The organism is bacterium, from assembly GCA_030648955.1.
GTDB lineage: Bacteria > Patescibacteriota > Minisyncoccia > Phycocordibacterales > JAUSHB01 > JAUSHB01.
Genome location: JAUSHB010000008.1, coordinates 1 through 13,716, shown reverse-complemented (window position 1 = coordinate 13,716; position 13,716 = coordinate 1). Strand labels below are relative to the sequence as shown.

At 41.2% G+C, this 13,716-nt stretch carries 14 protein-coding genes; 4 read left to right on the top strand and 10 right to left on the bottom strand.

The window, feature by feature from the left end:
* Positions 1 to 37: 37 nt before the first annotated feature.
* Complete coding sequence (locus Q7S11_01460; protein ID MDO8572420.1) at positions 38 to 1,135, bottom strand: putative peptidoglycan glycosyltransferase FtsW; 1,098 nt, start codon at positions 1,133 to 1,135, stop codon at positions 38 to 40.
* 59 nt (positions 1,136 to 1,194) lie between these two features.
* A complete protein-coding gene (locus Q7S11_01455; GenBank protein ID MDO8572419.1) occupies positions 1,195 to 2,292 on the bottom strand; it encodes a hypothetical protein in 1,098 nt (365 codons plus the stop codon).
* A 193-nt stretch (positions 2,293 to 2,485) separates the two neighbouring features.
* Between Q7S11_01455 and Q7S11_01450 the strand changes: the two genes are divergently transcribed.
* The gene (locus tag Q7S11_01450) at positions 2,486 to 2,812 is read left to right on the top strand and encodes a hypothetical protein (GenBank protein ID MDO8572418.1); all 327 of its coding nucleotides are present in this window, start codon (positions 2,486 to 2,488) and stop codon (positions 2,810 to 2,812) included.
* 70 nt (positions 2,813 to 2,882) lie between these two features.
* On the opposite strand, the gene Q7S11_01445 is transcribed toward Q7S11_01450, so the two are convergent.
* The 5 genes from Q7S11_01445 to aspS form a co-directional block, all read right to left on the bottom strand.
* Positions 2,883 to 4,193, bottom strand: coding sequence for a hypothetical protein (locus Q7S11_01445; protein MDO8572417.1), 1,311 nt, complete (start codon positions 4,191 to 4,193; stop codon positions 2,883 to 2,885).
* Entirely contained in the window at positions 4,144 to 4,722 is a 579-nt protein-coding gene (locus Q7S11_01440) for an SMC-Scp complex subunit ScpB (GenBank protein MDO8572416.1), read from the bottom strand. Before Q7S11_01440 ends, Q7S11_01445 begins: the two co-directional genes overlap by 50 nt.
* Before the next feature lie 13 nt (positions 4,723 to 4,735).
* Positions 4,736 to 5,488 (bottom strand): ScpA family protein, encoded by a 753-nt coding sequence (locus Q7S11_01435; GenBank protein ID MDO8572415.1) that lies wholly within the window; start codon positions 5,486 to 5,488, stop codon positions 4,736 to 4,738.
* Between the two features lie 70 nt (positions 5,489 to 5,558).
* Complete coding sequence (locus Q7S11_01430; GenBank protein ID MDO8572414.1) at positions 5,559 to 5,861, bottom strand: hypothetical protein; 303 nt, start codon at positions 5,859 to 5,861, stop codon at positions 5,559 to 5,561.
* Between the two features lie 75 nt (positions 5,862 to 5,936).
* Positions 5,937 to 7,265 (bottom strand): aspartate--tRNA(Asn) ligase, encoded by a 1,329-nt coding sequence (aspS, locus tag Q7S11_01425; GenBank protein ID MDO8572413.1) that lies wholly within the window; start codon positions 7,263 to 7,265, stop codon positions 5,937 to 5,939.
* A gap of 142 nt (positions 7,266 to 7,407) precedes the next feature.
* Here aspS and Q7S11_01420 point away from each other — a divergent pair, with 142 nt between their 5' ends.
* The gene (locus tag Q7S11_01420; GenBank protein ID MDO8572412.1) at positions 7,408 to 7,866 is read left to right on the top strand and encodes a GatB/YqeY domain-containing protein; all 459 of its coding nucleotides are present in this window, start codon (positions 7,408 to 7,410) and stop codon (positions 7,864 to 7,866) included.
* A gap of 135 nt (positions 7,867 to 8,001) precedes the next feature.
* Here Q7S11_01420 and Q7S11_01415 read toward each other — a convergent pair whose 3' ends face one another.
* Together Q7S11_01415 and Q7S11_01410 are read right to left on the bottom strand one after the other, a co-directional pair.
* The gene (locus Q7S11_01415; protein MDO8572411.1) at positions 8,002 to 8,241 is read right to left on the bottom strand and encodes a hypothetical protein; all 240 of its coding nucleotides are present in this window, start codon (positions 8,239 to 8,241) and stop codon (positions 8,002 to 8,004) included.
* Positions 8,242 to 8,335: 94 nt separating this feature from the next.
* On the bottom strand, positions 8,336 to 9,601 hold the full coding sequence (locus tag Q7S11_01410; protein MDO8572410.1) for a GIY-YIG nuclease family protein: 1,266 nt from the start codon (positions 9,599 to 9,601) through the stop codon (positions 8,336 to 8,338).
* 50 nt (positions 9,602 to 9,651) lie between these two features.
* On the opposite strand from Q7S11_01410, the gene Q7S11_01405 reads away from it, so the two are divergent.
* Positions 9,652 to 10,086, top strand: coding sequence for a hypothetical protein (locus Q7S11_01405; GenBank protein ID MDO8572409.1), 435 nt, complete (start codon positions 9,652 to 9,654; stop codon positions 10,084 to 10,086).
* Positions 10,087 to 10,123: 37 nt separating this feature from the next.
* Here Q7S11_01405 and uvrA read toward each other — a convergent pair whose 3' ends face one another.
* Positions 10,124 to 12,667 (bottom strand): excinuclease ABC subunit UvrA, encoded by a 2,544-nt coding sequence (gene uvrA / locus Q7S11_01400; GenBank protein ID MDO8572408.1) that lies wholly within the window; start codon positions 12,665 to 12,667, stop codon positions 10,124 to 10,126.
* A gap of 150 nt (positions 12,668 to 12,817) precedes the next feature.
* Between uvrA and Q7S11_01395 the strand changes: the two genes are divergently transcribed.
* The gene (locus tag Q7S11_01395; GenBank protein ID MDO8572407.1) at positions 12,818 to 13,438 is read left to right on the top strand and encodes a hypothetical protein; all 621 of its coding nucleotides are present in this window, start codon (positions 12,818 to 12,820) and stop codon (positions 13,436 to 13,438) included.
* Positions 13,439 to 13,716 lie beyond the last annotated feature (278 nt).

Sequence of the window (13,716 nt, the reverse complement as noted above, 5' to 3'; positions counted from 1 at the left end):
ATTATTTCATTGGAAATTAAAAATTACTTTTCTTGTATTATTCCCTCTGATACTTCGACACCTGTAAAATAATCCCTGCTTCAAGGAGCGCGAACAAAAGTGCTGTACCGCCGTGACTAATGAAAAGAAGTGGGACGCCAACCAAGGGAAGGACACTAAGCATTGATGCAATATTCATAAATGATTGGGTCACCATTAGTATAACAAGACCTACGACAAGAAGTCCACTAAAATAATTTGGAGCACGTGAAGCAATCTGGAAACCACGTATCGCAAGTGCAACAAAAAGTGCAATAATTATTACAGCACCAATCATTCCAAATTCTTCTGATGCCACAGCAAAAATCGAATCACCTATGGGTTCGGGAAGTTGGCCGAATTTCTGGATACTCTGTCCGAAACCTCTTCCAAAAATACCCCCCGAGCCTATGGCAATTAATGATTGTTGTATTTGATATCCGGCCCCAAGTGGGTCTCCTGTTGGATCAAGAAAGGTGGTGAAACGTAAAAGAATGTAAGGTTTAAAGTGTGCGAGAATGGCAACACTTACGATGGAAATTCCTCCCAAGATTCCTATGTGTGACCATTTCCCTCCGCTTACAATAAGCATGGCAATTGCAGAGGTAAAAATAACAAGAAACGTTCCCATATCAGGTTGCTTAATAAGTAGGATCCCTGTAATGCCAAGCAAAATAAGGGCTGGGAGAAGTCCATACGCGAATGTTTTAATTTTTCCTTTAAGTGACGAGAGAATCGCAGCGAAATAAATAACAAAGCTTAATTTTAGAAATTCTGCCGGCTGTAATGATATGCCAAAAAGATGAATCCAACGTTTTGCCCCGCCGTGCTCAAAACCAATTCCTGGAACAAATACGAGCGAAGTCAGAATTACTGAAAATACAAAGAAATAGAAAGATGATTTTTTTAAAAAGGTATGCGGAATTTTTGAAGTAATAATAAGCGTTATAGTTCCTGCCAATAACCCAAAGATAAGTCTGCTGAATATTACACTGGAAAATAAATCCTCGCTACGCGCCAAAAGCCCCAAACTTGCGGAAAAAAACAAAAAAGTTCCGACAAGCACGAGTGCCGCCACGATTCCAAGAAATATTCTGTCTGCCTTTTTGCGATTCATAGAGTTGCTTTTTGGTTTTTCTATCTTGAAAGCTCGCGAAGCTATTGAAGCTTCTGTTGTTATCCAATAAGTGCAACAATTAATCCAATGACAGCAAAGAATATTGAAATGACCCAAAAACGCATGGTGACTTTATACGATGGCCAGCCAAGTGCCTCAAAGTGATGGTGAATGGGGGCGACTAAAAATACTTTTTTTCCATTACGTAATTTTTTTGACGTGATTTGAATGATGACTGAAAGTGATGCGAGAAGAAGCGGCATGGCGATAATGGGAAGCACCAAGACGCTTTTGGTAAGAAATGCAACGACGGTGATGGTAGTGGTGAGCCCGAGCATCCCTGTTTCAGACATATAAAAACGTGCAGGTGGGATATTAAACCACAAAAATGCAAGAATCCCTCCCGCCACAACTGCGCAGAATGCAGAAAGATCGATTTGGTTTTGAAAAAATGCTATACCGGCATATGAGGTAAAAATTGCCGCCATAATCCCTCCCGCAAGCCCGTCAATACCATCAATTACTCCACCTGAAAAAAGCGCAAGCATGGTGATCATAAAGAATGGAATAATGAATATTCCAAGCTCCCAGTCTCCGTTGAACGGAATATGGATCGAAGAAACATCCAATTTATCAAAAAACCACCATCCACCGATAAGTCCAATAAGAAGCACGACACCAATGCGAATTTTAAGGGGAATTCCGCCCGCGATGTATCCTCCCCTGCCATAAATAACGAGAATATCATCCACAAGACCGACAAGAGATGCGACAATAAGTGTAAAGAGCGGAAGCCATGTTTGTTCCCTGCTTAAAAAATTAAGTTTTGCAGTAATATCGGATGGAAAAAGTTTTGCGATGACCCATATCGCAAACATGGTGAGCAGAACGCTCATCCAGATGATTATCCCGCCCATTCGTGGCGTCCCAACTTCTTTTTCTTTGTGCAGGTTATTGAAAATCGGCGTCCCTCCCCCACCAAGCCCTTCGGTACGCGCCTTTTTCTTCCACATCTTATGTTTATAGAGATAGTGAGTAAGAAGAGGCGTTATCGCGATCCCAATAAAAAAAGCAATCGCGAGCGGTATGAAAACTTTGACGACGTTGATGATCATGAAATAAGTTAAGAGTTGAAAAGAAAATAAACGTATTGCCATGATTATATCAGGCAATGAGCGATAAGTAAAAACTTATTTTTACTTGGAGCGAATGAACCTGATATATGGAAATATATCTTAAAATAATGAAAAAGAAAGAGCGAAAAAATATCTTCTTGCTGCTTGACACGGTCTTGGTTTTGTTTTAGCTTAGAGTAAGATTACTTTTGAAATCAAAACCTAGGAGATTTTAATGAACTCAATTTATATCTGGGGTACGCCTAATGGAGTTGATGAAGATATCTACAAAACGGTGACCAAGCTTTTAATCGATATTTTTAAGTCTAGAGATATGGAATCTCTCGCAGTATTTTTTCCAACAGATAGAATGAATTGGGGGCTAGGCGAAGAAATTATTGTTCATATTTCTGGTCCCATAGTTCTTGGGGGGAAGGAACTGGATAGATTGACCAAATCTGTGGGTCGTGTAGTACAGTCGGGATTCCGCCCTAAACACATAAAGTGCGTTGTTTTGAAAGAAAAATCTAGTGTTGGTTCAGGACATTGGTCTAGTTCATAATTAAGATGGCTCTTTTCTTTTTATATTTTTTAAAGCCGCCTTGCTAGCAAGGCGGCTTTTCTATTATTTATTATTTTCTTTTGAGCTCTTCCAGTGCCGCCCAAGTAAGCGCTTCAGCATCCTTAAACCTCCCTTCACGCGTAGAGCCAAGCACGACCACAATAACAGGGTGTGATAGTCCTGCGTCAAAGGCAACGGCGAGATTTCCCCCCGCAAGATCGGTATATCCGGTTTTGGAAGCAATGATTGCCGGGATGGCATTAATATTCTCGTTAGTATTGGTCGCTTTATGGCGAATATTGTCGAGGGAAGTCATCGTGGTGCGCACCCGTGTTGTTAGTTCCATATTTCTATATGAGTTTTTTAGTGCATACGCCATGAGTAACGCAACATCTCGTGCGGTTCCGTATCCGCCGCTTATTTCACCATCAACATCAAGCCCTGATTCATTATAAAAATGAGTTCCCTGCAATCCAAGTTCTTGTGATTTTCTATTCATTTCGGCAATAAACTTTTGCTTTGATTCATCGACAGGCTTTCCATACGCATTTTGTCCCAAAGATCCGGCAACCGTAGCGAGAGCGCTTGCGCCGTCGTTTGATGAAGTCATGAGGGTGAAGCCAATAATATCGGAAAGTTTCCAGCGTTCATTCATAAAGAGTCCCGAATCCCCCTCGCTCTCGATATCAGATCTGTTGATGGTTACGACCGTGCCTATGGGGAGGATTTCCGATGCTGTAATCGCTGTCATTAACTTTGTAAGTGAGGCAAGCGGTAAAATATCATGTGCGTTATATTCAAATAAGGTAGTGCCTGTTGTGGTGTCATACACATACGCAGCCTTCCCTTTGAGCTCAATATGTTCAAATGGGTTCGTCTGTTCTTCTAAATTATTGTTTGTAATCACGTTTTCTTCGTTGCTCGTGTGATTTTTGTTATAGCCAATTGCATACGAAACAACCATAAGCGTGATAAGTATGAGTGCGGGGAGTAATGATTTTTTACCCGTTTGAATCTCGCCCGGTGTCAAAATTTTTACATCTCCATGACTGGGTAATAACACCAAATCTTTTTCCTTGGGAAGTTCGAGATGTTTTTCTTCGGGGGACGGCTCTTTAATATTTTCAAAACTATCGTTGGAAATGACATCAAGAGTATCGTCTTGAGAAGACAATATTGGTTCGGAATCGGAGACAGCCTCAATGGTGTTATCACTCTTGTTTGAATATGTTCCCAAAAGAGCGCTTGAAAAACTATCAAGCTCGGGTTCTTGTTTTTTATTTTGAGCGGAGAGCTTTTTGTTTTTACGGACACTCTTCACTGCGAGTGAGTCACTCGGTGGGTTGGGTTTGTTCTGGTTGTTGTTCGCCATTGCTTTCATTGTTAAACTCTTCTACAAATTTTTCTATTGATTCATTTGTGCTCCCATATTCCGGAAGATCCTCGACGCGTGAAATTCCAAGGTGTGAAAGAAGGTCAAACGTTGCGCGGTACAAAAAACTTCTTTGGTCGGTCGGATTAGGAATCTTTTCAGCAAGACCGCGGATTAAAAGGTTTCGTAGAATAAATGTTGAATTGACACCACGAATATAATCAATGCCACTTCGTGTGATTGGTCCGCGATATAAAATAATAGAAAGCGTTTCAAGTCCAGCCTTTCCTAGGTCGCGCGAGAGCTCTTCTCGGGAAAGTTCGTCAATGATTCCACTTGCTTCTGATGCAGTTCCCAACATCACTTCATCATCTTTTTCAATGAGAGTAACTCCTCTTTCTAGAAGTTTCTCTTTCAGGATTTCAAGCGCACTTTTTACTTCTGTTTCGTCAACATTAAGAATTTGGGAAAGTTTTTTTATCGACAGTGGTTCTGCTTTAAAAAATAATACTGCTTCTAATTTTGCATCAATACTCATGATTTTTTAGGCTCTATAAAGCTTGCGACGCTTCTGAAGCTATGGAAGCTTCGCCCACCTCTTCTCCCACCTTAATATGAATATCTTCAAAACTCTGTTGTTGCACTACGGAAATCATACCTTGCTTTACTAGTTCGAGGAGGGCAAGAAACCCCACAATAACATTGACTCGTTCTTTTGTCCCTCCGACGAAATCTTTAAAGCTCATATTGATATTTTCTCGTATTCTGTCAGTCAATCGATCCATCATTTCTTCAAGACTGATCACGGTTGCGACCACCACCCTGGGGATAAATTGCTTTTTGGGGAGTGTGTTGATGATATTTTGGATTGCCCCCCAAATATGCTCGAGTGTAGTTTCTTGGTTGGGAGAAAATATCGGTGTGGTCATGCGCGAAGGAACGCGGGCAAAGATCATTTTTTCTCCATACATTTTTCTAATATAAACACTCAATTCTTTAATGCGCTTATATTCTGCGAGCCGTTTCTGCAGATCTTCAATACTCCCCTGCTCTTCCTCAGTAAGTTCGAGGGTCGGCAAAAGCGATTTTGATTTAATCAGAACAAGTGTTGACGCGACAAACACAAAATCAGCGGCATGCTCAATTGGGAATTGATCAAAGTTTTTTATATAAGCAATATAATCATCTGCCACTTGTGCAAGCGATATGTCATTGATAAGAAGTTTCCGCTTTTCAATAAGATCGAGAAGCACGTCGAGAGGCCCTTCAAATACCGATGTTTTTACTTGAAATTCTGCATTCATAATGATTCTAAGATACTACCTTTTTATCAGTTGTTTTTCAAGAAAAATGGTCTGCCCGAAAGGCAGACCATTACAACTTAACATATTCGTGGTTGTTCGGTTTTGGGTAAAGAAGTTTAGTGTTCCAAAATCTTGGATCGTTTGAAGGAACGACCATTACATGAAGCATTGAACTAAACTCCATAACTTCAACGGCTTTTCTAACGAGCTCTTCTTCGGTTTTAACAACCGTGTGTCCAATGGGCATCCGGGAATTAAGTTCAGTAGACACTAAACGAACTGGGGAAGCGGGGAAATTATGCCTCCGTGCTTCATCTAATATGTCCTCGACAGTTGTAAAATTTTGTAGATGAACAAAGTCAGGCTTTGACATAATCAAATCTCCTCGATGACTAACTATAAAGAATTATACCAGCGAATATGGATTTTGTGAAGTGTTGATAAAAAACTATTGAGAAAGTAGGGTATCGATACGATTGATATCTCTTGGGAAAAGCGTCGCTTCTTTGATATTCTCAATTCCCAAGAGTTTTGCGGTAATGCGCTCAAGTCCTATCGCAAGCCCACCTTCCGGTGGCATGCCGTATTTGAACGACTGAAGATAGTATGAAAATTTTTCAGGATCGAGTCCCCATGCTTTGATGTTCGCCACAAGTTTATCGTGATCATTGATGCGTTGTCCGCCCGTGGTTATTTCAAGTCCTCGAAAAAGAAGATCGAAACTTTTTGTGTATCCCAAATCATTTTCATCCTCGTAAGTATAAAAGGGACGTTTTTTTACCGGGTAATGCGTAATAAAAATAAAATCAGAATTAAACTTTTTCTTGGCATACTCACAAAGCCATCGTTCGTGTTGCGGATCAAGGTCTGGCTCATGCGTGCAATCCTCCCCCGTTTCTTTTTTGATGATTTCCTGCGCTTCACGAAGTTTCATGGTAGGGATTGTTGTGGGAAGTGTGGGGAGTTCCGCAATGAGAAGCTTGAAATCTTCCGCGCAAGACTCCTCAAGCCGTTTTAGAAGGAAATGAAGAAAGCGAGTTTCAAGGAGAATGATGTCCACGTGGTCTTTAATGAACCCCATTTCAAGGTCGAGACTTGTGTATTCATTGATATGACGCGTGGTGCTGTGTTTTTCGGCGCGATAAATATTTCCTGTCGCAAATACTTTCTCAAACACTCCCACCATGATTTGTTTGTAGAGTTGCGGGCTTGTTGCAAGGTATGCGATATGTCCGAAATATTCTATCGGAAAAACTGCGGCGCCTCCTTCCGCGTCTCCCCCGACAATTTTAGGGATTTGTATCTCGATAAATCCCTCTTTGGTGAGGAAATCACGGAACGCTTTGATGATGTGTGCCTGAACACGAAAAATTGCCCGTGAGCGCGCAGTGCGAAGGGTAAGTGGCAAGTAATCAAGATAGGTATCAAGATTCAGTCCCGTACTTTTTTCAAACGGAAGTTCATGTGCTTTGTTTAAAATCTCCACTCCAAGGATTTCAATTTCAATATCCCCTGTCGGTGTATTCATATTCACCATTTTTTCTGGACGTTTATTGACCCTCCCTTGTATGCCAAGCACCCACTCCGGTCGCACAGTGTGAGCTTGTGCGTGAGCTTCTTCGTGGTTTGGCAACGCAACCATTTGCACAGTTCCTGTCGCGTCGCGAAGGTCAATAAAAACAAGCTTGCCATGGTCCCGGCGCACATCCACCCACCCGGCGATAGATACCTCTTTCCCAATATGGTCGTGTAGATCTTTGATATAAATTCGCTTCATATGTATTTTCTTTATAGTACCAGAAATATGGGGGAATTTCCAATTTTCAGTTCTCAATTTTCATTAAATTTACAATGTCCCAATGTTTGAAAATTGACTTTGGTTATACTATACTGTTTTACATATTAGTAATAAATACATCATGCCCACCATTCATGAAAAAATACGAGATCAGGTGAAAGAAGCAATGCGAGCGAGAGATACGATGCGCCTGAATGTCGTCCGAGGAATTCTGTCCGCGTTCGTCAACGAGCTTATTGTGCAGAAGAAAAAACCACATGAGATACTTCCCGACCCCGATGCCCTCAAGGTCATTAAACGGCTTGCCAATCAGCGTAAAGATTCTATCGAGCAATTTACAAAAGGTTCACGCGAAGATCTTGTGAAAATTGAAGAAGAAGAACTTGTCTTATTGCAAAAATATCTTCCGGAGACAATGAGCAAGGCTGATATTAAAAAAGTTGCCGAAAAGAAACAAAAAGAGCTTGGGTATACCCTCAAAGCAGATATGGGAAAACTTATGGGTGCGGTAATGAAGGAGCTTAAAGATAGTGCTGACGGCAATGATGTTAAGCAGGTTATCGAAGAACTATTTAGCTAAAATGGTGGAGATGCTTGTCCTGTAGTAAGCTTTACTTTACTACGGGGGTGAAGGAGGTTCTGAAGGATTGTTTTAAATCTTAAAAAATAAAAACCCCACTGCAATTTACATTCAGTGGGGTTTCGATGGTCAATGTTACGACCATTGATATTGAGAAATTGCAACTCTCACGAAGTCTACAAAAGTACATTCGTACTCTTCTTTGTCGGCAAGAAAATGTCGCCAAAGCACTTCGCCTTTTTGGGGCATTATATCCAGAAATTCCGTCACACGTGCGTCGCCCAAAGAAACGCGTGCATCAGTCAGTCCTGCCAGGAGGCCGATTATGCCACCCGATACTTCATCAATACGTTGTTGCAGTTGGTTATGTGCCATGGTCAACTCCTTTTCGTTTGTTGACGGATAAGAAAACAAAAATCTCTAATTAACATGCTAGCACATTATAAAAAGATTGTCAACCCAACGAAAATTATCTCATCTTTCCCCGTACTTCCCTGTGGTATTTGATCGCAAATCGATGCGCTTCGCTGTTGGCGAGTAGAATTGAATGCTCAAGGTCCGACCTTAAGGCTCCCCAAGGTCGGACCTTTGCAATACCGAGTATCTCTTTGGGGCGATGGTGTTCATCTTTGACCACGCCAACTACAGGAATACTCACTCCTGCCGCGCGTAAAACGACCTCTGCGGCGTTTTTCTGCGCTTTCCCACCGTCTACAACAATAAGTTTTGGGTACTGCCATTCGGGGTGCGCGAGACGCCTTTCCAAAACTTCCTTGAGGGCGCGAGTATCATCAACACCCTGAAAACTTTTGATTTTAAACTTTCTGTATTCGTCTTTTGCGGTTTCGCCATCTTCGACAACCGTCATCACTCCGACAAGATATTTTCCACTAATATGCGCTACATCATAAGCCTCAATGCGAAATCCATCCAAAGCCTCGCTTTGGATGGAAAGATGACGTTTTAAAAGGGCGATATCTTGGATATGAGTCAGTGCAAAAAGGGTTCGTTTTATCTCCCCTGCTTTTTCAAACTCCTGGCGTTTTGAAAGAGCCCTCATTTCTTTGGTGAGATTTCGAACCACATCTTTTTTGCGTCCGCGCAAGAAAAGTTTTAGGTTTTTTATCCGAGCACGATATTCTTCTGGTGAAATTTCACCAGTGCACACACCCGGACACAGCCCGATCTGGCGATTAAAACACGGTCTGCCAATACCAGGCAAGCCTACCTGCGCCATAAGTGTCGTGGCAGGCACGCACGTGTCCCGGAAAGGAAAAATTTTACGGATGATTTTCGTCGCATCTTTGAGTATTCCTCCACGGGGGAAGGGACCAAAAATAGTTTTTAGTTTGTAGTTTTTAGTTTGTAGTTCGCGGGCGCGTATAATGAGAACACGGGGGAAATCCTCGTCAGTAATGACAATGTGGTTAAAACTCCTATCATCTTTCTCTTTTGTATTATAGAGAGGCCTATGTTTTCTAATCAGCTCTGCTTCAAGGATAAGTGCTTCGAGAACCGAATCGGTTTTTTGGAATTTTATGATTTTCGCTTTCTCGATCATTGAGACAATCTGCGGCCCGCGTGTGTTTGCAACATCCTTTCCAAAGTAACTTCGTACGCGCTCACGAATCGAGGTCGCCTTGCCAATATAGAGAATTTTTCCACCTGCCCCAGTGAAAAAATATACCCCGGGTTCCCGGGGAAGTTTCTTGGCTGTAAGGGCTTGATATTTCATATATAGGTAGTATATAGTTACAAAAGAACATCACAAGCGAGGTGACGTCAATGTCTAAAGAAAAACCGAAATCCGCAGGTCATCACACAAGTGTTAACAAAAGCACGTGGATATCAGAAGCGGGAAAATATCCTCAATATTTACCCATGGTTAAAGAGTTATTAGACAGAGGGATGGGACGTTCACTCAACGGTCAGCAATTACACGTTGAAACATGCGCAATCCTTGCATGTCTTCTTCAAGAAACTGGCATGTTCGCGGAGATGGCGGATATGGAAATAAGAAAAATGATCATTAATTTTCTTCAGATATACTGGGGTATTCGTGACGAAGAAAAATATCCGGGAATTAACCATGCTGAATCAACGAGTGGTCGTTTTGAAAAGGATTTTCTGGTTATTGCGATTTCGACATTTAATCGCATCATGAGAAGGAGTCTACGATATCCAGATCCCAACGCGTACTTTAAAGTATCGAAACAGTAATGTTTGGGCGGTATGTTCTAGAACATACCGCCTTTCCTTATTTTCTCCTTAATACCTTTCGAAGATATCTGCCGGTATGAGAGTTAGGGTGCGCGGCGATTTGTTCGGGTGTTCCTTTTGCAACAACATTTCCTCCCCCGCTACCACCTTCAGGACCAATATCAAGAACATAATCAGCGCATTTTATAAAATCCATATTATGCTCAATTGTAACAACCGTATTGCCTTTATCAACAAGTTTCTGGAGAATTTCGATAAGCTTTTTTACGTCTTCATAGTGAAGCCCAATCGTTGGTTCATCAAGAAGATATATTGTTTTATAGAGATCGGGTCTGAATAATTCCGCTGCAATTTTAACACGTTGCGCTTCCCCACCCGAAAGTGTGGTAGCCGATTGTCCTAATTTTAGATACCCTAACCCAACATCAACAAGGGTTTTAAGGCGGTCATGAATCGCTGGGATATCTTCAAAAAAACTAAATGCTTCCTCCGCAGTCATTTCAAGTATTTCAAAAATACTTTTCTTTTTATATTTGACTTCAAGTGTTTCTTTTTCAAATCGTTTTCCACGACATACATCACAGGAAACATAGACAGTTGGCAAAAAATGCATTTCAACCGCAATTGTGCCGTTCCCTTCACACGCTTCACATCGCCCACCCTTCACATTAAACGAGAACCTACTGGGGCTCCATCCGCGAATTCTCGCCTCCTCGCTTTCCGCAAAAAGCTCTCGTATAAAAATAAACATTCCGGTATAGGTAGCGGGATTGGAACGAGGTGTTCTTCCAATCGCACCTTGGTCAATCAATACGGCACGGTTAATATATTCCATTCCCTGAAATGTTTTACAATTATAAATCTCATTGGTTCGATACCGCCTATCGTAACGTCCTTGTAGATTTTTATAAATAATTTCATACATAAGCGATGACTTTCCGGATCCAGATACTCCGGTTATAACAGTAAATTTTCCAAGGGGTATCGTTACATCCATGTTTTTGATATTGAAGATCGTTCCCCCAAGAATTTTAAGAGCTCCTCGGTCAGACTCACGGCGTATCTTGGGAATTTCAATTTTTTCATCTCCACGCAAATAGTCCAACGTCAACGAAGAGCATTTTTTATCAGTTAAAAGTTTTTCCAAATAACCCGCAACAACAATCTTTCCCCCGTGTACTCCGGCGCCAGGACCAATATCGACAAGATAGTCTGAAGAAAAAATAGTATCTTCATCATGTTCAACCACAATAATTGTATTGCCCAAATCGCGAAGATTTTGAAGTGTTTTAATGAGACGGTCGTTGTCGCGTTGATGAAGTCCAATGGTCGGCTCATCGAGAACATAGAGTGCTCCCACAAGACGAGACCCCAATTGTGATGCAAGTCTGATGCGTTGAGCTTCACCTCCTGAAAGCGTATTTGCACGGCGATTAAGTGTTAGATATTCTATTCCCACATCAAGCATAAAACGAAGACGGTGTTCAATTTCTTTGATAACCACGGAGGAAATATTACGATCGCGTTCTGATAGTTTTATATTTTTAAAAAATTCACTCACATCCTGAATTGAGAGCGCAACAAGTTCATGGATATTTTTCTTTCCCACAAGAATACCAAGCGCTTCAGGCTTTAGACGAGTTCCCTTGCAGACAGTACAAGGATCATCCCCAAAAAGATGTTTAGTACCCAAACCATGACATGCTTCACAGGCTCCGTAGGGAGAATTGAATGAAAATAAACGTGGCTCAACTTCCGGATATGAAAAGCCGTCCGTGGGACATGCAAATTTACTAGACAAAAGCGCCTCGTCGCCGGAATCAAAAACAATTCTTACCAATCCTTCAGACTCGATGAGCGCACGTTCAACCGCTTCAGCCAGACGCTCTTTTATGACCTTGAAGTCACTTTTAGCGCCCGATATTTCTATTTCATCGATCGATACATCAATATCATGTTTTTTATTTTTAGAAAGGATGATTTGTTCGCGCAAAATTTTCATTGTACCGTCGATGCGAACCTTAGAATATCCCTTGCTTAAAAGGTCGTAGAGGAGCTGGTAGTATTCCCCTTTTCTTCCTCGAACAATGGGTGCGAGGATTGTGAGAGAAGTTTTTCCTTTAGCCTTCCTCCTGTTTTGAGATATTTTCTCAAGAACAAAATTGAGTATCTCTTCATTTGATAGTTTTTGAATTTCTATTCCGCACACGAGACAATGAGGCTTTCCAATTCGCGCAAATAAGACGCGTAGATAATCATAAATCTCTGTGATGGTGGCAACCGTAGAACGAGGATTGGACGAGTGAGATTTTTGGTCGATTGATATCGCCGGAGAAAGCCCTGTAATTTCGTCTACGTCAGGCTTTTGCATCTGATGAAGAAATTGTCGAGCATACGCGGAAAGTGATTCTACATAGCGACGTTGTCCTTCTGCAAAAATAGTATCAAAAGCAAGCGAAGATTTCCCAGAACCCGAAAGGCCTGTAAATACAATCATTTTATTGCGCGGCATCTCAACCGTGATATTTTTGAGATTGTGAGTACGCGCCCCTTTCACAATGATTTTTTGTTCGTCTTTCATAAATGCACAACCACCCCTTTGGTCGTGCCATAGGGGAAGGTATACGCAACACTTTATAGGTAAATCAACTTGAGAGCAAGCTCTTTACATAGCCAATGATTAAGTAGAGAATACAAAAGGAATATATTAGCAAACATAGAGGAGGAATTCATGACTCGAGATAATCGTGCATCTAAAACCACAAACGTTATTGACTTTGAAGAAAGGTGTGATGATTTAAGGAGACACAAGCACAGAAAATTCTCAATCAAGAAACGACATGACTTAGAGGACATTACCCATTGGGGAGAAATACTGTATTCTCGTCTCGCTATATTGGTAAAGAAAAAAACTCCATACGATGTTCAAAATACAATAGACCGCGCAACAAAAGGTCTTGAAGAAGCAATTCGTAAGGAATGCGAGAGCCATCTGATGCCTGATGATGTTGCGGTTTATGGGAGCAAGTATATAGCACATGTAATCATCCAATTTTTGAAAAATCACAAAACATACGTTTCTCCTTATGATTTTCTCTCTGATACCATAGAAAAAAGAGAGTGGTGCATGATTCGCAAGAATGCTGAACTATGCTTTCTCATCTATACCATTTTTCCGAATGATGCAGAAGGGGGTTCCATTAAGCGCAACTATTACTGTAAACTTGGTGTAGGGCTTTATGAAATCCTCACAAGGAAAAGTCCTTCATTGGATGATTTATGTATGGCTGATTGTTTTGTTCTTCTGTCGTGCGTGACACGAAAAGCACTTACAAAATTGAATTACATGTAACATATTTTCAACTTCCGGAATTTAATTTCCGGAAGTTTTTTTATAATAGAAACTATCACAGAAGTTGCGAAACGACGTTGGGACGACACGTCACCATTTCTCGGACGTGCTATGCTTCAGGATAAAATTTTGAGATGTCGTAATCTAACCAATAGCTTCACACCACCTGCATGGGAGTTAAGTAATTAATTCCTGCATGGACTCTTTTGTAATTGTAGTATTGCAGATATTTTTTTAATTCGCAATTGATCTTCCTCACATTGTTTGGCAATCGATCC